Raw genomic sequence first — 23,260 nt, 5'->3', positions numbered from 1 at the left:
GCCGGCCTGGCCAGTCCGGTCCGCCCCGCGGCCGGGCCGCACCGCTCAGTCGAGCACGCCGAGGCCGAGCACCCGGGCCCGGCTGAGCAGCCCCACCGGCCGGCCGTCCTCGGTGACCACCGCGTGCTCGGCGCGCGAGGTGAGCAGCCCGCCCAGCGCGTCGTACGCCGAGCCGCCCAGCGGCACGGTCGGCAGGCCGGCCCCGCCGTCGGCCGGGAGCGGGTCGAGCACCTCGCGGGTCACCGGGGTGACCGCCAGCCGGCGGATGCCCCGGTCGGCGCCGACGAACTCGCGGACGAACGGCGAGGCGGGCGACCCGAGCAGGGCGGCCGGGACGTCGTACTGCTCCAGGCGGCCGCCCTCGGAGAGCACCGCGATCCGGTCGCCCAGCCGGACCGCCTCGTCGAGGTCGTGGGTGACCAGCACGATGGTCTTGCGGACCTCGGCCTGGAGCCGGAGGAACTCCTCCTGGAGGCGGGTCCGGACGATCGGGTCGACGGCCGAGAAGGGCTCGTCCATGAGCAGCACCACCGGGTCGGCGGCGAGCGCGCGGGCCACGCCGACCCGCTGCCGCTGGCCGCCGGAGAGCTCGTGCGGGTAGCGGCGGCCGAACTGCCCGGGGTCGAGGCCGACCAGCTCCAGCAGCTCGTCCACCCGGGCCCGGGTCCGCTCCCGGGACCAGCCGAGCAGCCCCGGCACGGTGGCCACGTTGGCGGCGACCGTCTGGTGCGGGAAGAGGCCGACGTTCTGGATGACGTACCCGATGCGGCGGCGCAGCGTCACCGGGTCGACCTGGGTGACGTCCTCGTCGCCGAGCAGGATCCGCCCGTCGGTGGGCTGGATCAGCCGGTTGATCATGCGCAGCACGGTGGACTTGCCGCAGCCGGACGGGCCGATGAGCACCACCAGTTCGCCGGCCTTCACCTCCAGGCTCAGCTCCCGCACCGCCTCGGTGCCGTCCGGGTAGCGCTTGCGGATGCGCTCCAGGGTGATCGAGGCCGCGCCGTGTCCGGCAGCCGGGGTAACGTCCACGTGTGTCCCTCCACCTGAGCTACCGGGCCGCGCCCGGTAACCCGTGGTTCTCCTGGCAGTACGTGCGGGACAACTCTGACACGATCCTGGCCGCGCTGCGTGAGCACACCTGGCTCACCGCCCGGGCCGTGCTGATCGCGGCGCTCGTGGCGCTGCCGCTGGCGGTGGCCGCGTACTGGTTCCGCTCGCTGGCCGGGCCGATCCTGGCGCTGACCGGGGTGCTCTACACGGTCCCCTCGCTGGCGCTGTTCGCCTTCCTCGCGCCCTACCTGGGCATCGGCGCGATCACCGTGCTCACCGTGGTGGCGCTCTACGCGCTGCTGGTCATCGTGCGCAACGCGCTGGCCGGCCTGAACCAGGTGCCTCCCGAGGTGCGGGAGGCCGCCGAGGGCATGGGCTACGGCCGCTGGGGCCGCCTGTTCCGGATCGAGCTGCCGCTGGCGCTGCCCGGCATCCTCACCGGCCTCCGGCTGGCCACGGTCTCCACGGTCGCGCTGGTCACGGTCGGCGTGGTGGTCGGCCGTGGCGGCCTCGGCCAGCTCATCTTCGCCGGCTTCCAGAACAACTTCTACAAGGCCCAGATCATGACCGGCACGGTGCTCTGCGTGCTGCTGGCGCTGGTGCTCGACCTGATCCTGGCGGGCATCGGCCGGGTGCTCACCCCCTGGCTGCGGGGGCGGAGCTCATGAACCCGGTGCAGCAGGCGGTCGTCTGGCTGAACGATCCGCTCAACTGGACGAACCCGGGCGGCATCCTGGACCGGCTGGGCGAGCACCTGAGCCTGTCCGGGCTGGCGGTGCTGCTCGGCTGCCTGGTGGCCTGGCCCATCGGGCTCTGGCTCGGGCACACCGGCCGGGGCGGCGGCCTGGTGCTGCTGGTGTCCAACGTCACTCTCGCCATCCCGACCCTGGCCCTGCTGACCATCCTGCCGCTGACCTTCCTGGGCTTCGGGCGGCCGGCCGTGGTGGTCGCGCTTGCCGTCTTCGCGGTGCCGCCGCTGCTCGCCACCGCGTACACCGGGGTGCGGCAGGCCGATCCGGAGGCCCGGGACGCGGCGCGCGGCATGGGGCTCTCCGGCAGGCAGGTGCTGCGCCGGGTGGAGCTGCCGCTCGCGGTGCCGTACCTGGCAGCCGGGTTCCGCACCGCCGCCGTGCAGGTAGTGGCCACCGCGGCGCTGGCCTCGTTCGTCAACGGCGGCGGGCTCGGGCAGATCATCCGGGCCGGTTTCGGGCTGGACATCGCGGCCGGCGGCGGCCAGATCATCGCCGGCGGCGTCCTGGTGGCCGGGCTGGCGCTGCTCGTCGAGGGGGTGCTGGCGCTGGTCGAGCGGGCGGTCACGCCGCGCCCGCTGCGCCGGGCCCGGCGGGCGGCGAATCGCCGCGCGGCCGACGCCACGGCGGGCACCTGAGTCCCACCGATGACGATCCGGTGACGAATCTCGCTCGGAGTTTGTCGGTCGGGTCCGGAAGATATTGGCTGGAAGTCGCGGGCGTTCGATCGGATCGCCCGTCGGACACGCGGCCGGCCCGACACGGGTCGCGCCGGGACACGGAAGGCGGGCACTGATGCACGCACGTTCACGTTTGGCCGTGGGGGCGCTCGGCGCGCTCGCCGCGGCGAGTCTCCTCACCGGTTGCGGTGGCGCCGGTTCCTCCGGCACCGACGCGCCCCAGCAGGGCGCCTCCGGGGCCGGTTGCGCCCCGGTGGCCGGCGACAAGCTGGTCGTCCTCACCGACGACAAGAAGCTCCAGAACACCGACAACGTCATCCCCGCGGTCAACGCGAAGGCGGCCACGCCGCAGCTCGTCGCCGCGCTCGACAAGGTCTCCGCGAAGCTCGACACGCCCAAGCTGATCGAGCTGAACCGGGCGGTCGACGTCGACCGGAAGACCCCGCAGGTCGCGGCGAAGGAGTTCGCCGACGCCAACGGTGTGACCGACGGCGTCGAGAAGGGCCCCGGCGGCCAGGTGACGGTCGGCGCCGGCAACTTCAGCGAGAGCCAGACCATCGCCGAGCTCTACAAGATCGCGCTCACCGCGGCCGGCTACCAGGTCAAGGTGCAGACCATCGGCAACCGCGAGCTCTACGAGCCGGCCCTGGAGAAGGGCCAGGTCCAGGTCGTTCCCGAATACGCGGCGACGATGGCCGAGTTCCTCAACACCAAGGCCAACGGCAAGGACGCCCAGCCGGTCTCCTCGCCGGAGCTGGACAAGACGGTCGGCGCGCTGAAGGCGGCCGGCGACAAGGTCGGCATCAGCTTCGGCCAGCCCGCCCAGGCGCAGGACCAGAACGCCTTCGCGGTCACCACGGCGTTCGCCGACAAGTACCAGGTCGCCAGCCTCTCCGACCTGGCGGCCAAGTGCTCCGGCACGGCCACCGTGCTGGCCGGCCCGCCCGAGTGCCCGCAGCGGCCGAAGTGCCAGGCCGGCCTCGTCGAGGTCTACGACTTCAAGGCCGGCTCGTTCAGCTCGCTCGACGCGGGCGGCCCGCAGACCAAGAACGCCCTGAAGACCGGCGCGGCCAGCGTCGGCCTGGTGTTCTCGTCGGACGCCGCGCTCGCCGCGAGCTGACCACCGCCGCCGCGCCGGCGGACCCCCGGGTCCGCCGGCGCTTCGGGGGCAGCCGCCGTGGCCGGGAGGGAAGCCCTGGTCACCGGCTCTATATCGATGCTTTCGGCCCGTTCCCTACCGGGACAACTCTCGGTAGTCTGCTCAGCCATGCCCGCCTCGGTCGCCCCCGCCGAAAAACGCAGTCCGCAACTGCTGACCGTCCTGTTCTGGATCGGAGTGGCGCTCGCGCCCCTGGCGGCACTCATCCTGCTGGTCGCCGACGGCAACGGCCCGCTCCGGTTCGGCGCCGTGCTGGCCATCCTGGCCGTGGTGCTGATCGGCCTCTCCGTGGCGCTGCGTGCGGAGAGCGGCGGCAGGGCGGCCGGCGCCGAGGAGTTGCGTGACGAGATCGAGCAGCTCCGCCGGGAGCTGCGCGGCGAGATCGTGGCCGCCGCCCAGCGCGGCAACCAGGCGCTCGACCAGGCCCAACGGACCCAGGAGTCGGTCGCCGCGATGCGCCGACGGCTCGACGCCGCGGCCGCCGGCATCGCCGCCGCGGCGGGCCTGACCACGGCCGCCGCCGAGGAGCCGGCCGGCGGCCGCGCCCGGGTGCCGGCCACCGAGCCCTACGACGAGGGGCGCGCCCGCACCGAGCCGGGTCGGGCGCAGCCCGCCCGGGACGAGGACGAGGCGGTCCGCCGCCCGCAGCCCGCCGCCCGCTACGCCGCCGACCCCGCCGACGACCACCCCGGCCCTGCCGCCGACCGCCCACAGGCGGGTGTCTACGGAGCCGACCGCCCGCAGGCGGGTGTCTACGGCGCGGACCGCCCGCAGGCCGGGGCCTACGGCGCCGATCGTCCCCAAGCGGGTGTCTACGGCGCCGATCGTCCCCAGGCCGGGGTCTACGGTGCGCCCCGCGCTCCCGAGCCGGAGGTCCGGGCGGAGAGCCGGCAGGTCGGGGTGGTGCACCACACCGAGACCGTGCACGTCACCACCCGCCACACCATCGTCGACGGTGGCGCCGACCCGGCCGGCACCCGCTACGGCGGCTACGCCGGCCGCTGGAATCCGGCGCCGGAGGAGCGTTCGTGGAGCGGGGCGGAGCCGGAGGAGCGCCCCCGCGCCGGGTACCGGAACGCCGACGACGAACACATCCGGCCCGGTCGGGACGAGCGCTCCCGATCCGGGCAGGCCGGCGCCGGCTGGTCCGGGCCGACCGGCTCCCGGGACGACGCCTCCTGGCCCGGGACGCCGGGCGGCGAGCACCCGTGGGCGGGTGTCGGCCGCGCATCCGGCGACGACCGTGGCTGGTCCGCGCGGGAGGACGACTCCCGGGGCCGGTCCGCCCGCGAGGGCGACGACCGTGGCCGGTCCGCCCGCGAGGGCGACGACCGTGGCTGGTCCGCGCTGGAGGGCGAGGACCGGGGCTGGTCCGCGCGGGAAGCCGGCGACCGGGGCTGGTCCGGTGACCCGGCCGACGACCGGTCCTGGTCGGCAGGCCCGGGCGAGCAGCGATCCGGACCGGCCGGTGACCGGTCCTGGCGACCGGGCCAGGAGGGGCCGGCCGGCGACCGGTCCTGGCCGCCGGGACCCGGCGGTCGCGAGGAGGCGGGCTGGGCCGCCGCTCCGCGCGACGAAGCAGTCCGCAGCGGCCAGGTCGGCTGGGCGGGCCAGAGCGACCGGACCGGGCCGGGCGCCTGGGCCGATCGGGGCGACCGGAGCGGCTACGGCGAGCGGTCGGCCGACGGCTGGGCGGGGACCGATGCGGGCCGGGCGCCGGAGCAGCCCGGCCGGGCGGTGGCCGACGACCCGGACGGTGACTACTGGTCCGAGCTGCGCACCGGCAACCGGTGGGCCGCGGTCCGCGACGACGAGCACGGCCGGGAGATCCGGGTCGGGGAGCGCCGGGCCGCGGTGCACGCCGACGGCGGCGGCACCGAGTACCGGATCGAGGACCGCTGGGCGTCCGTCCGCGGCGGGGCCGGTGGCGAGGTGGGCGGCGGCTGGGCGGAGGAGGGCCGGCCGGCGCTTCCGGCCGGCGGGGTGCCGGTGCCGGACGAGTGGCGGCCCCCGACGCAGCGCAGCGGCCAGCCGGAGTGGCGCCAGGTCGAGCCCGAGCCGGCCCGCTACGGCTACCCGCCGCGCGACGACGTCCCCCGGGCCGGGGGCGCCGGGGCCACCGACCGCTGGCGCTGAGCCGCGGGCTACTTGTCGATGTCGCCGACCACGAAGAACATCGAGCCGAGGATGGCGATCAGGTCCGGCACCAGGCAGCCCGGGAGCAGGGTCGCCAGTGCCTGCACGTTGGCGTACGAGGCGGTGCGCAGCTTGAGCCGCCACGGGGTCTTCTCGCCCCGCGACACCAGGTAGTAGCCGTTGATGCCGAGAGGGTTCTCGGTCCAGGCGTAGGTGTGCCCCTCGGGCGCCTTGACCACCTTGGGCAGCCGGGTGTTCACCGGCCCGCTGAGGCGGTCCACCCGGTCCAGGCACTGCTCGGCGAGGTCGAGCGAGGCGTACACCTGGTCGAGCAGCACCTCGAAGCGGGCGTGGCAGTCCCCGGCGGTCTTGGTGACCACGGGCACGTCGAGCTGGTCGTACGCCAGGTAGGGCTCGTCCCGGCGCAGGTCCAGGTCGAGCCCGGAGGCCCGGGCGACCGGCCCGGAGGCGCCGAACGCGGCGGCGTCGGCCGCGGACAGGACGCCCACGCCGACGGTGCGGGCCAGGAAGATCTCGTTGCGCCGGATCAGGTTGTCCAGGTCGGGCATCCGGCGGCGGACCTCGCCGATCGCGGCCCGGGCCCGCCCGGTCCAGCCGGCCGGCACCTCCTCCTTGAGCCCGCCGACCCGGTTGAACATGTAGTGGATCCGGCCGCCGGAGACCTCCTCCATGACCGCCTGGATGGTCTCCCGCTCCCGGAACGCGTAGAACATCGGCGTGATCGCGCCGATCTCCAGCGGGTAGGAGCCGAGGAACATCAGGTGGTTGAGCACCCGGTTCAGCTCGGCGAGCGCCATCCGCAGCCAGACCGCGCGCTCCGGCACCTCCATGCCCATCAGCCGTTCGACGGCGAGCACCACGCCCAGCTCGTTGGAGAACGCGGAGAGCCAGTCGTGCCGGTTGGCCAGCACGATGATCTGCCGGTAGTCGCGTACCTCGAAGAGCTTCTCCGCGCCCCGGTGCATGTAGCCGACGATCGGTTCGGCCGAGACGACCCGTTCGCCGTCGAGCACCAGCTTCAGCCGGAGCACGCCGTGCGTCGACGGGTGCTGCGGCCCGATGTTGAGCACCATGTCGGTGCCGAGCTGCTCCCCGCCGGCCCCGGTGCCGACGGTCAGTTCGCGGAGGTCGCCGGCGTCGGTGGTCATGTCCGTCATCGTGCCACGGGCGGCGATCGCGCCGGCAGGCCCAGCGGTGATCGTTGGCAGCCCAGCGGCTCGACACGCCGGGTGAGCCGCAGCCGGTCCGTCAACGATCACGGCCCCACATCGACCGGCTGCAGCAGCCACCAGTGCCCGCCGAGGCCGGCCGGGTCGGTCAGCTCGGCCACCGCCGACGCGGCGGCGAGCGCCCGCACGTAGCCGGCCGGGTCCCGGGAGGCCAGGCTCAGCGGCGGTCGCCCGCCGTCGGCCCCGAGCTCCCGCAGCCCCTCCCGCTGCGACACCAGGGTGTACGCACACCGCCCGGTCCGCTCACCGGCAGAGGCGACCGAGTCCATGGCCACGTGCGCCGTCACGTCACACGACCCGTCCGGCACCGGCGGCACCTGCCGCCCGTCCCGATACCCGGTCAACGTCCCGCCGACCGGCCGGTCCGCCCGCAGGTGCCCGTAGTCCACGGCCAACGCGAGCCCTCGGTCGAGGTGTCCCACGGCCTCCGCCCAGGCGTCGTCGCGGGTCCGGCCGATCTCGGCTCTCGCGCCGGTGGGGGGTTCCGGGCGGCCCGACCGGCTCCGGGCGGTCAGGCGTGATCCCTCCGCCGGCCGGACGGCCCGTAACCCCTCGGTGGTCGCCTCTGGATCGGCAGGAGACCACCACCGGGCCAGCCACTCGGCGTCCTCGTCGCACACCGGCTCACCGGTCGACTCCTCACCCGTCGCCGGGTCCACCAGCACGTACCGCCAGCCCGCGGGGGTGTACTCCGCAAGGTCCAGTGGGACGTTGTCCAGCCACTCGGTGCCCACCAGCAGCCCCGTGACGCCCTGGGGGATCTCGTCCACCCACCCGATCTCCGTCGGCAGGTCATCCGGCCGGGGCGCCTTCTCGACCGCGATGAGGCGTACCCGCTCGGCCAGCGGAACCGGCGACGGGCGGGCGGCGGCCGTGGTGGTCAGGGTCTCGGGGGAGCCCGGCCGCGGAGGGATTAAGCCTGACCGCCCGGAGCGGGCGGGCTCCCCCGAAACGCCCACGGCGGCCGAGAACGACCGCAACAGCTCACCCCGACCGGCGCCGACGTCCACCACGTCGAGCCGGGCGGGATGGCCGAGGGCGGCATCGAGAGAAGACAGCAGCCGAAGCAGGCACGACGCGAAGACCGGGGAGGCGTGGACGCTCGTGCGGAAGTGGGCGGCCGGCCCCGGGCCGGAGACGAAAAAGCCGGCCGGGCCGTAGAGGGCCGAAGACATGGCCTCGCGCCAGCGGAGCGGACGGTCAGGGGACGTCACCGTGCCGACCCTACGGTCGGCACTCCGGTGACATGCGCCGGCGTACCAGAAGGGGCCGTTCGGCGCCGCCGGAGCGACCCCTTCGCGCCGTCGGTGAAGGTTTTCACACATCCTTGTTTCGGCTCTGTGGCCCCGGCGCATACTTGCGATCGACCGGTACCCCCTTCGAGGACTGGATCGATTGCCATGAGCGCACCCCTGCGTTCGCGTCCGGCAGCCCCGCCCCGGGCCGCCGACGCCCCGCTCGTCTTCCCGCGCACCCTCACGGTCGGCGTGCTCGGCGCCGGCCGAGTCGGCGCCGTGCTCGGCGCGGCCCTCGCCGCCGCCGGCCACCGGGTGGTCGCCGCCGCCGGCGCCTCCGGTGCGACCAGGGCCCGGATGGCCCTGCTGCTGCCGCAGACCCCGACCCGCTCCGCCGCCGCCGTGGCCCGCGCGGCCACCGACCTGCTGGTCGTGGCGGTCCCCGACGACGCCCTCGCCGGCGTGGTGGCCGGCCTGGCCGAGGCCGGCGCGCTGCGCCCCGGCCAGGTGGTCGCGCACACGTCCGGCGCGCACGGGCTGGCCGTCCTGGCGCCGGCCGCGGCCGCCGGCGCCCGGCCGCTCGCGCTGCACCCGGCCATGACCTTCACGGGTACGCCGGACGACCTGACCCGCCTCGCCGGCATCTCTTACGGGGTGACCGCCCCGGCCGAGCTGCGCGCGTTCGCCGCCCGGCTGGTGGCCGACCTGGGCGGCGTGCCGGAGTGGGTGGCGGAGGGCGACCGGCCGCTCTACCACGCGGCCCTGGCCCACGGCGCGAACCACCTGGTGACCCTGGTCAACGAGGCCGCCGACCGGCTGCGCGACGCCGGGGTGGACCGGCCGGAGAAGGTGCTGGCCCCGCTGCTCCGGGCCGCCCTGGAGAACGCGCTGCACCTCGGCGACGACGCGCTCACCGGCCCGGTCTCCCGGGGCGACGCGGGCACCGTACGCCGGCACCTGGAGCGGCTGGCCGCGACCGCCCCGGAATCCGTACCCCCCTACCTGGCGTTGGCCCGACGGACGGCGGACCGGGCGATCGCGTCGGGCCGGCTGCGGCCGGCCGACGCGGCGCCGCTGCTGGACGTGCTGGAGGGGATGCGGGTGTCCGCGTGAGGGCGAGGAGTGAGCCGATTTCGGGAGCCCCGCAGTCCCGAACTGAGGAGGCACTGATGACGGAGCTGGTGCACACCCGCAAGGAGCTGGCGGCGGCCCGCGAGGGTCTCACCGGCACGGTGGGTGTGGTGATGACCATGGGCGCGTTGCACTCGGGGCACGAGACCCTGCTGCGGGCCGCCCGGGAGCGGGCCGACCACGTGCTCGTGACGATCTTCGTGAACCCGCTTCAGTTCGGCCCGAACGAGGACTTCGACCGCTACCCGCGCACGCTGGACGCCGACCTGGAGATCTGCCGGCGGGCCGGCGCGGACGTGGTCTTCGCCCCCGCCGTGGAGGACATGTACCCGGAGGGTCAGCCGAAGGTGCGGCTGAACCCCGGCCCGCTCGGCGAGGACCTGGAGGGGTTGAGCCGGCCCGGCTTCTTCCACGGCGTCCTGACCGTGGTCATGAAGCTGCTCCAGCTCACCCGCCCCGACCTGGCCTTCTTCGGCGAGAAGGACTACCAGCAGCTCACCCTGGTCCGGCGGATGGTCCGTGACCTGGACGTGCCGACGGAGATCGTCGGCGTCCCGACCGTACGCGAACCGGACGGGCTGGCCCTGTCCAGCCGCAACCGCTACCTGTCGGCGGAGGAGCGGCGGGCCGCGCTGAGCCTCTCCGCCGCGCTGCGGGCCGGCGTCGAGGCCGCCGACCGGGGCGCGGACGCCGGCGCGGTGCTGGCCGCCGCCCACCGGGCCTTCGACTCGGGTACGCCCGGCGCCCGCCTGGACTACCTGGTGCTCACCGACGCCGACCTGGAGCCCGGCCCGGTCTCCGGCGCGGCGCGGCTGCTGGTCGCCGCCTGGGTGGGTGCCACCCGCCTGATCGACAACACGGCGATCCACCTCGCCCCGCGTTCCTGACCCGACCAGATCCCTCGGAAAGGCACCCCGATGCTCCGCACCATGCTCAAGTCGAAGATCCACCGGGCCACGGTGACCCAGGCCGACCTGCACTACGTCGGCTCGGTGACCGTGGACGAGGACCTGCTCGACGCGGCCGACCTCATCCCCGGCGAGCAGGTCGCGATCGTGGACATCACCAACGGCGCCCGGCTGGAGACGTACGTGATCCCGGGGCAGCGGGGCAGCGGCGTGATCGGCATCAACGGCGCCGCGGCGCATCTCGTGCACCCGGGTGACCTGGTCATCCTCATCTCGTACGGGCAGATGGACGACGCCGAGGCGCGCGCCTACCAGCCCCGGGTGGTGCACGTCGACGCCGACAACCGGGTCATCGACCTGAACGCGGACCCGACGACGGCCGTCCCGGGCACCGCCGGCGACCCCGTCCCCAACCCGCTGGCCGCCGCCCTCAACTGACCCCGGGCCGCACGTACGGTCTGTCACCGGAAGGTCATTTCCCGCTACCCTGGTCGGACCGTCGGAATCGACGGTCGTCGGGCTGGGGGAGGCGCGATGGGCCGGGCGATGCGGAGCCTCGTCGCCGCGTTGGTCGCGGGGGCGGCGCTGGTCGGGTGTGCCCCGCCGGGCGGGCTGGACGGGGATCTCACCGACGACTGGGGCGCCCTGCCACCGGCCGGCGCGTTCACCCCGGCCGCCGGGGTCTGCCAGGTCGCCGACTTCACCCCCACCGTGGGCCTCTCCGGCTACGACCCGGTCGGCTGCGACCTGCCGCACCGGGTGGAGACCGTGCACGTGGGGACGTTCGCCGTGGAGCGGTCGACCCCGCCGGCGCTCGGTTCGCCCGAGCTGCGGACCGCGTTCGGCGACTGCGACACCCGGGCCGGGGGCTACGTCGGCGACAACTGGCGGGCCGGCCGGCTGCGGCTGGCCGTGGCGCTGCCCACCGGGCCCGGCTGGGTGGCCGGTTCCCGCTGGTACCGCTGTGACCTGACCGAGGTGACCACGGTCGAGGCGGCGGCGACCGTGGTGACCCGGACGGGCAGCCTGCGCGACGCGCTCAAGGGCCCGTCCCCGCTGCGGCTGGGCTGCCAGCGCACCGGCCGGGACGCGCGCCGGGTGCAGACGCTCACCCCGGTCGACTGCCGCACCGCGCACGACGCCGAGTTCGTCGGGGTGTGGGCGGCGCCGGACCGCCCGTACCCCCGGAAGGACGCCGACTGGGCGCCCCTCTACACCGGCTGCAACACGGTGCTGGCGGCGTACGCCGGCGTGCCCGACGACCCGACGCTGCGGTTCCGCAGCGGCGTGGTGGTCCGCCCGCCCGGTGCCGGCCGGTGGGCGGTCGGCGACCGGGGCGTGCGCTGCTACCTCTGGCTCAGCGACCGCACGGTGACCGCCTCGCTCAAGGGGGCCGGCCCGAAGGGCCTCCCGGTCCGGACGAGGTAGCCGAAACCACTCGTCCCGCCCCCGCTGCCCGGGACGAGAGCCCTTCGGGTTGACTGTGCTCATGGACCTTCCGACCCTCGACCTGCCGGCCCTGCCGAGGCTGCTCGCCGCGCCCGCACCCGGCTGGGTGGAGACCACCGACGTGATCGTCGTCGGCTCCGGGGTCGCCGGGCTGACCGCCGCGCTCCACCTGCGCGAGGCCGGCCTGCACGTCACCGTGGTCACCAAGGTCAACATCGACGAGGGTTCGACCCGCTGGGCGCAGGGCGGCATCGCGGCCGTGCTCGACCCGGCGGACACGCCGGCCGCGCACGCGTACGACACCGAGGTGGCCGGCGTCGGCCTCTGCGACCCGGCAGCGGTCCGGGTGCTGGTGGAGGAGGGGCCGACCCGGCTGCGCGAGCTCATGCGGATCGGGGCGGAGTTCGACCGCAACCTCGACGGCTCGCTGATGCTCACCCGGGAGGGCGGTCACCGGGCCGACCGGATCGTGCACGCCGGCGGCGACGCCACCGGGGCCGAGGTGCAGCGGGCGCTGCACGCCGCGGTGCAGCGCGACCCGTGGATCCGGCTGGTCGAGCACGCCCTGGTGCTGGACCTGCTGCGCGCCCCCGGTGACGGGCCGGACGGGCTCGGCCCGGCCTGCGGGATCACCCTGCACGTGCTCGGTGAGGGCAGCGAGGACGGAGTGGGGGCCATCCTGGGCCGGGCCGTGGTGCTGGCCACCGGCGGGATGGGGCAGATCTTCGCGGCCACCACCAACCCGGCGGTCTCCACCGGCGACGGCGTGGCGCTCGCGCTGCGGGCCGGCGCGGCGGTCACCGACCTGGAGTTCGTGCAGTTCCACCCGACCGCGCTGATCGTGCCGGCGGGTGAGCCGGGCGCGGGCCTCGCCCAGCAGCCGCTGGTCTCCGAGGCGCTGCGCGGCGAGGGCGCGTACCTGGTCGACGGCGACGGCAAGCGGTTCATGGTGGGCCAGCACGAGCTGGCCGAGCTGGCTCCCCGCGATGTGGTGGCCAAGGGCATCCACCGGGTGCTGCTGGCCACCGGCGCCGATCACGTCTGGCTGGACGCCCGCCACCTCGGCGGCGACTTCCTGGCCCGGCGTTTCCCGACCATTGTGGCCTCCTGCCTGGCCATCGGGGTGGATCCGGCCACCGACCTGATCCCGGTCGCCCCGGCCGCTCACTACGCCTCCGGCGGCGTCCGGACCGACCTGCGCGGGCGCACCTCGATCCCCGGCCTGTACGCCTGCGGCGAGGTCGCCTGCACCGGCGTGCACGGCGCCAACCGGCTGGCCAGCAACTCGCTGCTGGAGGGGCTGGTCTTCTCCCGCCGGATCGCCGAGGACATCGCCGCCGGGCTGCCCGAGCAGGCGAAGCCGGCCGAGGTCGGCGCGTGGGTGGGCGGCCAGGGCTGGCTGGTGCCGGCCGGGGTCACGCCGACCCTGCAGCGGGCCATGACCCGGGGCGCGGGCGTGCTCCGGTCGGCGCCGACCCTCGCCGGGGCCGCCGGCGCCCTCATCGAGCTGGCCCAGGCCCGGGGCGTGCCGCGGACCGCAGACTGGGAGGCGACGAACCTGATCACCGTGGCGTCGACGCTGGTCGCCGCCGCGTACGCCCGCCGGGAGACCCGGGGCTGCCACTGGCGGGAGGACTTCCCGACGGCCGACGAGCGGTGGCGGGGCCACCTCGTGGCGGCGGTCGGGGCGGAGGGTTTGCTTACCGAGCGCTGGGAGGAACAGCAGTGAGCGCGAGGAGTGAGCCGGTTCTGCGAGCCCCGCAGTCGCGAACGAAGGAGGACCAGTGAGGGAGTCGACGGAGCGGGTGCTGCGGGACGGTGGCCTGGACCCGGAGCAGGTCCGGCGGGTGATCATCGACGCGTTCACCGAGGACCTGGGCCCGGACTTCCTCGACGTGACGAGTGTGGCCACCATCCCGGACGCGCAGAACGACACCGCCGACCTGGTCGCCCGCGCCGACGGCGTGGTGGCCGGGCTGCCGGTGGCCGCCGCCGTGTTCGAGCTGGTGGGCGAGGTGACCGGGGCGGGCCGTACCGTCGAGGTGTCGCTGGTGGCCCACGACGGGCAGCGGGTGGCGCGCGGCGACGTGCTGGCCACGGTGACCGGCCCGACCCGGCTGCTGCTCACCGCCGAGCGGACGGCGCTGAACCTGCTCTCCCGGATGTCCGGGGTCGCCACCCACACGCGGGCCTGGGCGGACGCGCTGGCCGGCACCAAGGCGACAGTGCTCGACACCCGCAAGACCACCCCCGGCCTGCGCGCGCTGGAAAAGTACGCGGTCCGCGCCGGCGGCGGCACCAACAAGCGGATGGGCCTGCACGACGTCGCCATGATCAAGGACAACCACAAGGTGGCCGCGGGCGGGATCGGGGCCGCCTTCCGCCGGGTCCGGGAGGCGTTCCCGGACGTGCCGGTCCAGGTGGAGGTGGACACCCTGGCCGAGGCGGTGGAGGCGGTCGAGGCGGGCGCCGTGTTCCTGCTGCTGGACAACATGACCCCGGCGCAGCTGCGCGAGGTGGTGGCCGCGGTGGGCGACCGGGCGGAGCTGGAGGCGACCGGCGGGCTGACCCTGCCGGTGGCCGCCGAGTACGGGGCGACCGGCGTCGACTTCCTCTCGGTCGGCGCGCTGACCCACTCCTCGCCGATCCTGGATGTCGCGCTGGACCTGCGGGAGGAGTGACGGTCAGGCCAGCCGGGCGGTGAGCGCGGTGGCCGGCACCAGGTTGAAGATGACCTGGCTCTCGGTGTCGTCCCGGGCGTCCAGCCCGTACTTGGCGCGGAAGAGCTGGAGCGCCCGGTGGTAGATCTCGGCCTCCAGTTCGTCGGCCTCGGCGAGGGCGAACGCCTGGCCGGCCGTCTCCGGCCGGTCCAGCAGCACCACGGTCAGCCCGGCCAGCCCGTGCCGGGCGACGTTGCGGACCAGGTCGCCGCCGGCGATGTACCAGGTGCCGTCCAGCCGGACGTAGCGGGCGTCGCAGGACTCCAGCTCGGTGTCGCCGCGGCGGAGGCAGACGTTGAGCGTGAGGCAGGCGTCGAGGTCGCGTACGGGGGCGGTCTCCCACAGCTCGCCGAACCGGTCGTCGACGAACTCCCCGAGCGGGGTGGAGACGAAGGCCTCCAGCTGCTGCGCGTCGAAGGTCTTGCCGTGCACGGGGAAGAACGAGATGAACGCCTTGTCGTCCCAGCGGTACATCTGGACCGACGGGGCGGTGGCGTAGATCCGTACCCGGAGGCGCGAGCGGGCGGCCGGCGCGAGCTGCTGCTGGAGCCGGCCGAAATGGTAGAGGTTGTTCATGATCGCGACGGCCGTGTCGGCGCGGCGGAGTTCCTCGGCGCGTAGCCGGACGGCGGGGGAGTCCGGATCGAGCAGCAGCACCTTGACCGTGGCGCCGTTGGCCAGGGCGAAGCGCAGCGCGGCGAGGAACCGGGTGGTGTACGGGCCCTCCAGCATGCTGGTGAAGGTTTCCAGGATGGCGACCACCTCGCGGGACTGCGCCACCCGCTGGATGAGCGCGTCCCGGTCCAGCCGCGGGTGCTCGATGATGGTGGCGGTCCTGAGCTCCCGGAAGAGCGGGTTGAGCACCAGATAGGTCAGGAGCGTCATGATCAGGGCGGCGCCGATGTTGAGGTAGAGGTCGCCGCGGAAGGTCTGCCCGTGGCGTTGCCACGACAGCCTGGCCTGGACGATCATCCAGAGCGCCCCACCCGCCAGCACCGCGAGCACCAGCACGTGCCGGCGTCGTCGCAGCAGGGCGCTGCGTTGACGGACCCACCACGTCCTCGACATGTCCGCTCCCCGTCCGGCCGTGCCGTGGATAGAACCATGTTCATGCCGCGATGTGTTCAGGATACGGTTCGGCCGCCGCTGCGCGCCCGCCCGCACGGCGGTTGTCTAGGCTGCGATCGTGCTGCTCTGCATCGACATCGGGAACACCAACACCGTGCTGGCGACCTTCGACGGCGACAAGCTGGTGCACAACTGGCGGATCAAGACCGACGCCCGGTCCACCGCGGACGAGCTGGGCCTCATGTTCCGCGGGTTGCTGGCCGGCGACGCCGTGGAGATCACCGGGGTGGCCGCCTGCTCGACCGTGCCGGCCGCGCTGCGCTCGCTGCGTACCATGCTGGCCCGCTACTACGCCGACCTGCCCAGCGTGATCGTCGAGCCCGGCGTGCGCACCGGCGTGCAGCTCGCCATCGACAACCCCAAGGAGGTCGGCGCGGACCGGGTGGTCAACACCCTGGCCGCGTACACCCTCTACGGCGGGCCGTCGATCGTGGTGGACTTCGGCACCACCACCAACTTCGACGTGATCAGCGACCGGGGCGAGTTCCTCGGCGGCGCCTTCGCGCCGGGCATCGAGATCTCCTTCGACGCGCTCGCCGCCCGCGCCGCCCAGCTCCGGAAGGTGGAGGCCACCCGGCCCCGCTCGGTGATCGGCAAGAACACCGTCGAGTGCCTCCAGGCCGGCCTCTACTTCGGCTTCGCCGGTCAGGTGGACCGGATCGTCGAGCGGATGACCGAGGAGCTGGGCGAGGTGAAGGCCGTGATCGCCACCGGCGGCCTTGCCTCGCTGGTGCTCAGCGAGTGCCACACCATCACCCACCACGAGCCGATGATCACCCTGATCGGCCTGCGGATGGTCTACGAGCGCAACACCTGAGCCTCAGCGTCGCCGGGAGCGCAGGACGAAGGTGCGGTAGGGCAGCTCGACCGTGGCCCGGCCGGCCAGCTCGGGGTGGGTGGCGAAGAGTTCGCCCAGCTCACCGTCGATCCGCGCCCGCTCGTCCGGCGTGGCGGTCAGCCAGTACGAGCGGGTGTGCAGCATGCCGATGACCTCGTCGGGCGTGAGCGTGGTCGCGTGGGCGAACTCGCCCAGCTCGACCGGCGCGAAGGTGGGGCCGAAGTCGCCGTACTTCTCGGTCACGTCGCCGGCGTTGTCCCCGAGGCGGGCGATGCGGGTCAGCTCCGCCACCCAGGCCACCCGCTCGTCGCGGACGTTCCAGATCGGCGCGAACGTGCCGCCCGGCCGCAGCACCCGGGCGATCTCGGCGTGCGCCGGCTCCCGGTCGAACCAGTGGTAGGCCTGGCCCACGAGCACCGCGTCGGCCGACCCGTCCGGAAGCGGCAGCGACTCGGCGCTGCCGGCCAGCGCCGTCGTGCCCGGGGTGGCGGCCGCCAGTTGCGCCCGCATCCCCGGATCCGGCTCCACGGGTACGACCTGACATCCGAGCGCGAGCACCCCGCGGGTGAGGATGCCGGTGCCCGCGCCCAGGTCCACCACCCGGGCCGGGGCGACCAGCCCATCCAGGGCCCAGCGCAGCGCCTCCTGCGGATAGCGGGGACGGAACCGGTCGTAGTCGGCGGCGGCGCTGCCGAAGGAGAGTGCCGGGATGACGTCGGCCATGAGGTGAGGCTAGTGCGGCGGCTGGCCGCGCGGGGGGCCGGCAGCGCCCCACCGGGCGGACCAGGGTGCACGTGCTCCTGCCCGTTCCGCTGGCGCGGCGGCGGCCCGGTCGCGCGAGGGGTCAGCTACGTCGCGCCCGGGCGACCAGCGTGCGGTAGGGGAGGGCGATCGTGTCCCGGCCGGCCAGGTCCGGGTGGCCGGCGAGGAGGTCGCGCAGCTCCGCGTCGACCTCGCGGCGGCGGTCCGGCCCGGCGGTCAGGTAGTGCGAGCGGGTGCGCACCATGCCGAGCAGCTCGTCCGGGGTCAGCGGCGTGGCGTGGTCGAACTCGGCCCACTCGGGCGCCGCGAACCGGGTACCGAAGCCGGTCACGCTCTCGCGCAGGTGGTCGACGGTGTCGCCGATCTCGGCGATCCGGTTCAGCTCGGTCACCCAGCCGACCCGGTCGTCCCGGAGGTTCCACACCGCCGCGAAGATCCCGCCGGCCCGCAGCACCCGGGCCAGCTCCGGGTGCGCCCGCTCCCGGTCGAACCAGTGGTACGCCTGGCCGACCAGCACCGCGTCCGCGTACCCGTCGGGCAGCGGGACCGACTCGGCGCTGCCGGCCCGGGCGGCGACGCCGGGCGTGGCTGCCTCGAACTGGGCGCGCATCCCCGGGTCGGGCTCGACGGCGGTCACCTCGTGCCCGAGGGCGAGCAGGCCGCGGCTGGCGATCCCGGTGCCGGCGCCCAGGTCGACGGTGCGGGCCGGCGGGGTGAGGTCGTCGAGCGCCCAGCGCAGCGCGGCCCCCGGATAGCGGGGCCGGTAGCGGTCGTAGTCGGCGGCGGCCGCGCCGAACGAGAGGGCCTCAGTGGGGTCGGTCATGGCGGGCAGGTTATCCCGTAACGCCTCGGCAGCCCCTTGAGTACGCTCGGGGCCTGACCCCGCCCGAATTCTCCTTCTGAGGAAGCGTGCCGTGACCGAGCAGAACGCCCTGCCAGTAGACCCCGCCGACGACCTTCCGGAGCAGATGAAGGTCCGCCGGGAGAAGCGGGACCGGATGCTCGCCGAGGGCGTCGAGCCGTATCCGATCGGTTTTCCGCGGACCAGCACGCTGGCGAAGATCCGCGAGCGGTACGCCGAGCTGCCCACCGACACGGCCACCGGCGACCGGGTCTCGGTCACCGGCCGGGTGATCTTCGTGCGCAACACCGGCAAGCTCTGCTTCGCCACCCTGCGGGACGGCGACGGCACCGAACTCCAGGCGATGCTCTCGCTGGACCGGGTCGGCGCGGAGCGGCTGGACGACTGGAAGCGCCTGGTCGACCTCGGCGACCACGTCGGGGTGACCGGTGAGGTGATCACCAGCCGGCGCGGCGAGCTGTCGGTGCTCGTCGAGGAGTGGGCGGTCACCGCGAAGGCGCTGCGCCCGCTGCCGGTGGCGCACAAGCCGCTGAGCGAGGAGGCGCGGGTCCGCCAGCGCTACGTGGACCTGGTGGTCCGCCCGCAGGCCCGGCAGATGGTCCGCACCCGGGCCGCCGCCGTGCGGAGCCTCCGGGACACCCTGCACGGGCAGGACTTCATCGAGGTCGAGACGCCGATGCTCCAGTTGCTGCACGGCGGCGCGGCGGCCCGCCCATTCGTGACCCACAGCAATGCGTTGAACACCGATCTGTATCTGCGAATCGCGCCGGAACTGTTTCTCAAGCGCGCCGTCGTCGGCGGCGTCGACCGGGTCTTCGAGATCAACCGCAACTTCCGGAATGAGGGCATCGACTCCTCGCACTCGCCGGAGTTCGCGATGCTCGAGACCTACCAGGCGTACGGCGACTACAACACCATGGCCGAGCTGACCCGAAATCTCGTCCAGCAGGCCGCTCTCGCGGTCGCCGGCTCGACGGTGGTCACGCACGCCGACGGCCGCGAGTTCGATCTGGGCGGCGAGTGGCGCTCGGTGACGCTGTTCGGTGTTCTTTCCGAAGCGCTCGGTGAGGAGGTCACCGTCCGCACCGAAAGGTCACGCCTGGTCGAGTACGCGGACAAGGTCGGCCTCTCCGTCGACCCGAAGTGGGGTCCGGGCAAGCTGGCCGAGGAGTTGTTCGAGGAGTTGGTGGTCCCGTCGCTCCAGGCGCCCACCTTCGTCCGCGACTACCCGGAGGAGACCAGCCCGCTGACCCGGGGCCACCGCAGCGAGCCGGGCCTGGCCGAGAAGTGGGACCTCTACGTGCTCGGTTTCGAGTTGGGCACCGCGTACTCGGAGCTGGTCGACCCGGTGGTGCAGCGGGAGCGGCTGGTGGCCCAGGCGCAGCTCGCGGCGCGGGGCGACGACGAGGCCATGCGGCTGGACGAGGACTTTCTCCGGGCGATGGAGTACGGAATGCCGCCGGCCGGCGGTATGGGAATGGGAATCGACCGGCTCCTGATGGCGTTGACCGGCCTGGGAATTCGGGAAACCATCCTGTTCCCGTTGGTCCGGCCCGAGTAGCACACAAGCTTCTCCGGGTCGTTACCGCGTCCTATTGACGGAGCGAGCGGCGGGCGGGCTATTGTGCTCTTGTATTGCAGGAGCACAACCCTGCTCGAAAGGAATGTGGGACGTGGCCAAGCAGATCATTCACAAGCTGGTCGATGACCTGGACGGCGGGGACGCTGACGAGACCGTCAAGTTCGCGCTCGACGGTGTGCAGTACGAGATCGACCTCTCGGCTTCCAACGCTGAAAAATTGCGCGACGTATTCGCGCAGTACATCGCCCACGGCACGAAGGTCGGCCGTGGCGGTGTGGTCGTGGGTGGCCGGGCGGCCCGGGGTCGCGGCGGCGCGACCGCCGACCGCGAGCAGAACAAGGCCATCCGGACCTGGGCCAAGAACAACGGCAAGGACATCTCCGACCGGGGGCGCATCCCGCAGGAGATCGTGGACGAGTACCACGCGAAGGCGGGGCACTGACCCCGACGAACCCCGCAGCGGGCGACACGACGCCGGACCGGAGTGCCACTCCGGGCCGGCGTCGCCGTTTCCGCCCGCCTGCGACGTCTGTCCGGTCCGCGTCGGGGCGCGGCGCGGCGCCGCCGGGCGCGGGAAGAAACCGGCGCCCGGGGCCGTTGTCCACAGGCGGTGGAGATTCTGTCCACAGGTTGTGGAAGACCGCGGCCGGGCGCCGACGCCCCCGCTCCAGCCCCTCGACCGGGCTTTTCCACCGGCGGTCGAATTTCGCTCTGCGCGTACAGGCAGGGGTACCGGAACACCTCCTGAGCGCGGACGGTTGTCAGAAACGACGCGTGAACGGCCATTCGCGGGGACACACGACCTCAGCGGAGTCGGTCCGCGGCGATAGAGTAAGGAGGCACGGACGCCCGTCCCGGACGTCCGCGCACCGGCCCCGCCGAGATCTGACCATCAAGGCGCACGGCACGTGAGGAGCACGAGGGCATGTTCGAGCGGTTCACCGACCGAGCGCGACGGGTTGTCGTCCTGGCCCAAGAAGAGGCCCGGATGCTCAACCACAACTACATCGGTACGGAGCACATCCTGCTGGGCCTGATCCACGAGGGTGAGGGTGTCGCGGCAAAGGCCCTGGAGAGCCTCGGCATCTCCCTCGAGGGCGTCCGTCAGCAGGTCGAGGAGATCATCGGCCAGGGCCAGCAGGCGCCGAGCGGGCACATCCCGTTCACGCCGCGGGCCAAGAAGGTGCTGGAGCTGTCGCTGCGCGAGGCGCTGCAGCTCGGCCACAACTACATCGGCACGGAGCACATCCTGCTCGGCCTGATCCGTGAGGGCGAGGGCGTCGCCGCCCAGGTGCTGGTCAAGCTCGGCGCCGACCTCAACCGGGTCCGCCAGCAGGTGATCCAGCTGCTCTCCGGCTACCAGGGCAAGGAGCCGGCCGCGGCGGGCGCCGCGCCGGGCGAGGCCGCGCCGTCGACCAGCCTCGTGCTGGACCAGTTCGGCCGGAACCTGACCCAGGCCGCCCGCGAGGGCAAGCTCGACCCGGTCATCGGGCGCGAGAAGGAGATCGAGCGGGTCATGCAGGTGCTGTCCCGCCGCACCAAGAACAACCCGGTCCTGATCGGTGAGCCCGGCGTCGGCAAGACCGCCGTGGTGGAGGGGCTGTCCCAGAAGATCATCAAGGGCGAGGTGCCCGAGACGCTGAAGGACAAGCAGCTCTACACGCTCGACCTCGGTGCCCTGGTCGCCGGTTCCCGCTACCGCGGTGACTTCGAGGAGCGCCTCAAGAAGGTGCTCAAGGAGATCCGCACCCGCGGCGACATCATCCTGTTCATCGACGAGATCCACACCCTGGTGGGTGCGGGTGCCGCCGAGGGCGCGATCGACGCCGCCAGCATCCTCAAGCCGATGCTGGCCCGCGGCGAGCTGCAGACCATCGGCGCCACCACCCTCGACGAATACCGCAAGCACCTGGAGAAGGACGCCGCTCTCGAGCGCCGCTTCCAGCCGATCCAGGTGGGTGAGCCCTCGCTGGCCCACACCATCGAGATCCTCAAGGGCCTGCGGGACCGCTACGAGGCGCACCACCGGGTGAGCATCACCGACGCGGCTCTCGTGGCTGCCGCCACCCTGGCCGACCGCTACATCTCCGACCGCTTCCTGCCGGACAAGGCGATCGACCTGATCGACGAGGCCGGTGCCCGGATGCGCATCCGCCGGATGACCGCGCCGCCAGACCTGCGTGACTTCGACGAGCGGATCGCCCAGGTCCGCCGCGACAAGGAGTCCGCGATCGACGCGCAGGACTTCGAGCGGGCCGCGCAGCTCCGTGACAAGGAGAAGCAGCTCCTCGGGCAGAAGGCCCAGCGGGAGAAGGAGTGGAAGGCCGGTGACCTGGACGTCGTCAGCGAGGTCGACGACGAGCAGATCGCCGAGGTGCTCGGCAACTGGACCGGCATCCCGGTCTACAAACTGACCGAGGAGGAGACCTCGCGCCTGCTGCGCATGGAGGACGAGCTGCACAAGCGCGTCATCGGCCAGGAGGACGCGGTCAAGGCGGTCTCGAAGGCGATCCGGCGTACCCGGGCCGGCCTGAAGGACCCGAAGCGCCCGTCGGGCTCGTTCATCTTCGCCGGCCCGTCCGGCGTCGGTAAGACCGAGCTCTCCAAGGCGCTCGCCGAGTTCCTGTTCGGCAGCGAGGACGCCCTCATCCAGCTCGACATGTCCGAGTTCCACGACCGGTACACGGTGTCCCGGCTGGTGGGTGCCCCTCCCGGCTACGTCGGCTACGACGAGGGCGGGCAGCTGACCGAGAAGGTGCGCCGTCGGCCGTTCTCGGTGGTCCTCTTCGACGAGATCGAGAAGGCCCACCCGGACGTGTTCAACACGCTCCTCCAGATCCTGGAGGACGGGCGGCTCACCGACGGCCAGGGCCGGATCGTGGACTTCAAGAACACGGTCATCATCCTGACCACCAACCTCGGCACGCGGGACGTCGCCAAGGCGGTGTCGCTGGGCTTCCAGGCCTCTGACGACTCCGAGTCGAACTACGACCGGATGAAGCAGAAGGTCAACGACGAGCTCAAGCAGCACTTCCGGCCCGAGTTCCTCAACCGGATCGACGACACCATCGTCTTCCACCAGCTGCGCGAGAACGAGATCCTCCAGATCGTGGACATCATGATCGCCCGGATCGAGACGCAGCTGAGGAACAAGGACATGGGCCTGGAGCTGACCGACAACGCCAAGAAGTACCTGGCGAAGAAGGGCTTCGACCCGGTGCTGGGCGCGCGGCCGCTGCGTCGCACGATCCAGCGCGACATCGAGGACAACCTGTCCGAGCGGATCCTCTTCAACGAGCTGACCCCGGGTCAGATCGTGGTGGTGGACTGCGAGGGCGACCCGAGCGACATCGACAAGTCCAAGCTCGTCTTCCGGGGCGCCGACCGGCCGGTGGCCGTGCCGGACGCGGTCCCGGCGGACCTCGGCGGCACCGCCGCCACGGGCGCGGACGACGCGGCGTAGGTTCGGGCAACAGATCGAGGGCGACGGCCCCGGCAGGCGAGAGCCGCCGGGGCCGTCGCCTTTCCCGTGCAGGATCGACTCCAGCTCGCCGGGCCGCAGGCCCGCCCCGGTTGATCGACTCCGCCTCGGCGAAGTGGCGGTATCCGAGCGGCCGG

The 23,260-nt window shown here is 73.4% G+C and carries 20 protein-coding genes; 14 read left to right on the top strand and 6 right to left on the bottom strand.

The features are described 5' to 3' along the window. Positions 1 to 45 precede the first annotated feature (45 nt). Positions 46 to 1,032 (bottom strand): ABC transporter ATP-binding protein, encoded by a 987-nt coding sequence (locus ACQP12_RS31615; protein ID WP_433283660.1) that lies wholly within the window; start codon positions 1,030 to 1,032, stop codon positions 46 to 48. Between the two features lie 2 nt (positions 1,033 to 1,034). On the opposite strand from ACQP12_RS31615, the gene ACQP12_RS31610 reads away from it, so the two are divergent. The 4 genes from ACQP12_RS31610 to ACQP12_RS31595 all read left to right on the top strand — a co-directional run bounded on the left by ACQP12_RS31610 (position 1,035) and on the right by ACQP12_RS31595 (position 5,777). Further along, positions 1,035 to 1,721, top strand: a complete 687-nt coding sequence (locus ACQP12_RS31610; RefSeq protein WP_357941752.1) for an ABC transporter permease — start codon at positions 1,035 to 1,037, stop codon at positions 1,719 to 1,721. After that, complete coding sequence (locus ACQP12_RS31605) at positions 1,718 to 2,440, top strand: ABC transporter permease (protein ID WP_357941750.1); 723 nt, start codon at positions 1,718 to 1,720, stop codon at positions 2,438 to 2,440. Before ACQP12_RS31610 ends, ACQP12_RS31605 begins: the two co-directional genes overlap by 4 nt. Before the next feature lie 157 nt (positions 2,441 to 2,597). Next, entirely contained in the window at positions 2,598 to 3,602 is a 1,005-nt protein-coding gene (locus ACQP12_RS31600) for a glycine betaine ABC transporter substrate-binding protein (RefSeq protein WP_357941748.1), read from the top strand. Positions 3,603 to 3,749: 147 nt separating this feature from the next. Continuing rightward, complete coding sequence (locus tag ACQP12_RS31595; RefSeq protein ID WP_433283659.1) at positions 3,750 to 5,777, top strand: hypothetical protein; 2,028 nt, start codon at positions 3,750 to 3,752, stop codon at positions 5,775 to 5,777. An 8-nt stretch (positions 5,778 to 5,785) separates the two neighbouring features. Here the strand turns inward: ACQP12_RS31595 and ACQP12_RS31590 are convergent, their stop codons facing one another. Together ACQP12_RS31590 and ACQP12_RS31585 are read right to left on the bottom strand one after the other, a co-directional pair. Then, the gene (locus ACQP12_RS31590; protein ID WP_357941744.1) at positions 5,786 to 6,955 is read right to left on the bottom strand and encodes an NADH-quinone oxidoreductase subunit D; all 1,170 of its coding nucleotides are present in this window, start codon (positions 6,953 to 6,955) and stop codon (positions 5,786 to 5,788) included. A 98-nt stretch (positions 6,956 to 7,053) separates the two neighbouring features. Further along, the gene (locus ACQP12_RS31585; RefSeq protein WP_433289538.1) at positions 7,054 to 8,202 is read right to left on the bottom strand and encodes an SAM-dependent methyltransferase; all 1,149 of its coding nucleotides are present in this window, start codon (positions 8,200 to 8,202) and stop codon (positions 7,054 to 7,056) included. Between the two features lie 225 nt (positions 8,203 to 8,427). On the opposite strand from ACQP12_RS31585, the gene ACQP12_RS31580 reads away from it, so the two are divergent. The 6 genes from ACQP12_RS31580 to nadC all read left to right on the top strand — a co-directional run bounded on the left by ACQP12_RS31580 (position 8,428) and on the right by nadC (position 14,431). Next, positions 8,428 to 9,375, top strand: coding sequence for a Rossmann-like and DUF2520 domain-containing protein (locus tag ACQP12_RS31580; RefSeq protein ID WP_433283658.1), 948 nt, complete (start codon positions 8,428 to 8,430; stop codon positions 9,373 to 9,375). Between the two features lie 56 nt (positions 9,376 to 9,431). Further along, on the top strand, positions 9,432 to 10,280 hold the full coding sequence (gene panC / locus ACQP12_RS31575; RefSeq protein WP_433283657.1) for a pantoate--beta-alanine ligase: 849 nt from the start codon (positions 9,432 to 9,434) through the stop codon (positions 10,278 to 10,280). Between the two features lie 30 nt (positions 10,281 to 10,310). Further along, positions 10,311 to 10,739 (top strand): aspartate 1-decarboxylase, encoded by a 429-nt coding sequence (gene panD, locus ACQP12_RS31570; protein ID WP_433283656.1) that lies wholly within the window; start codon positions 10,311 to 10,313, stop codon positions 10,737 to 10,739. 96 nt (positions 10,740 to 10,835) lie between these two features. Next, positions 10,836 to 11,729 (top strand): septum formation family protein, encoded by an 894-nt coding sequence (locus tag ACQP12_RS31565; RefSeq protein WP_433283655.1) that lies wholly within the window; start codon positions 10,836 to 10,838, stop codon positions 11,727 to 11,729. A gap of 61 nt (positions 11,730 to 11,790) precedes the next feature. Beyond that, a complete protein-coding gene (locus tag ACQP12_RS31560; protein WP_357941734.1) occupies positions 11,791 to 13,479 on the top strand; it encodes an L-aspartate oxidase in 1,689 nt (562 codons plus the stop codon). 55 nt (positions 13,480 to 13,534) lie between these two features. After that, positions 13,535 to 14,431, top strand: a complete 897-nt coding sequence (gene nadC / locus ACQP12_RS31555; protein ID WP_433283654.1) for a carboxylating nicotinate-nucleotide diphosphorylase — start codon at positions 13,535 to 13,537, stop codon at positions 14,429 to 14,431. A 3-nt stretch (positions 14,432 to 14,434) separates the two neighbouring features. Here the strand turns inward: nadC and ACQP12_RS31550 are convergent, their stop codons facing one another. After that, positions 14,435 to 15,538: a hypothetical protein gene (locus ACQP12_RS31550; RefSeq protein WP_433283653.1), complete on the bottom strand. Its 1,104-nt coding sequence runs from the start codon at positions 15,536 to 15,538 to the stop codon at positions 14,435 to 14,437. Positions 15,539 to 15,656: 118 nt separating this feature from the next. Between ACQP12_RS31550 and ACQP12_RS31545 the strand changes: the two genes are divergently transcribed. Next, positions 15,657 to 16,415, top strand: a complete 759-nt coding sequence (locus ACQP12_RS31545) for a type III pantothenate kinase (protein WP_357941728.1) — start codon at positions 15,657 to 15,659, stop codon at positions 16,413 to 16,415. A gap of 3 nt (positions 16,416 to 16,418) precedes the next feature. Here ACQP12_RS31545 and ACQP12_RS31540 read toward each other — a convergent pair whose 3' ends face one another. Beyond that, positions 16,419 to 17,159, bottom strand: coding sequence for a class I SAM-dependent methyltransferase (locus ACQP12_RS31540; RefSeq protein WP_357941726.1), 741 nt, complete (start codon positions 17,157 to 17,159; stop codon positions 16,419 to 16,421). A 121-nt stretch (positions 17,160 to 17,280) separates the two neighbouring features. Continuing rightward, the gene (locus ACQP12_RS31535) at positions 17,281 to 18,021 is read right to left on the bottom strand and encodes a class I SAM-dependent methyltransferase (RefSeq protein ID WP_433283652.1); all 741 of its coding nucleotides are present in this window, start codon (positions 18,019 to 18,021) and stop codon (positions 17,281 to 17,283) included. A gap of 91 nt (positions 18,022 to 18,112) precedes the next feature. Here ACQP12_RS31535 and lysS point away from each other — a divergent pair, with 91 nt between their 5' ends. The 3 genes from lysS to ACQP12_RS31520 all read left to right on the top strand — a co-directional run bounded on the left by lysS (position 18,113) and on the right by ACQP12_RS31520 (position 23,105). Then, on the top strand, positions 18,113 to 19,621 hold the full coding sequence (lysS, locus tag ACQP12_RS31530) for a lysine--tRNA ligase (RefSeq protein WP_433283651.1): 1,509 nt from the start codon (positions 18,113 to 18,115) through the stop codon (positions 19,619 to 19,621). 112 nt (positions 19,622 to 19,733) lie between these two features. Then, a complete protein-coding gene (locus ACQP12_RS31525; protein ID WP_433283650.1) occupies positions 19,734 to 20,084 on the top strand; it encodes a histone-like nucleoid-structuring protein Lsr2 in 351 nt (116 codons plus the stop codon). Positions 20,085 to 20,567: 483 nt separating this feature from the next. Continuing rightward, positions 20,568 to 23,105: an ATP-dependent Clp protease ATP-binding subunit gene (locus ACQP12_RS31520; protein ID WP_151462168.1), complete on the top strand. Its 2,538-nt coding sequence runs from the start codon at positions 20,568 to 20,570 to the stop codon at positions 23,103 to 23,105. Positions 23,106 to 23,260 lie beyond the last annotated feature (155 nt).

The organism is Micromonospora sp. CA-244673, assembly GCF_050948395.1.
Taxonomy (GTDB): domain Bacteria; phylum Actinomycetota; class Actinomycetes; order Mycobacteriales; family Micromonosporaceae; genus Micromonospora.
The sequence above is the reverse complement of the archived record's forward strand: the minus strand, read 5'-3'. Positions and strand labels throughout refer to the sequence as shown.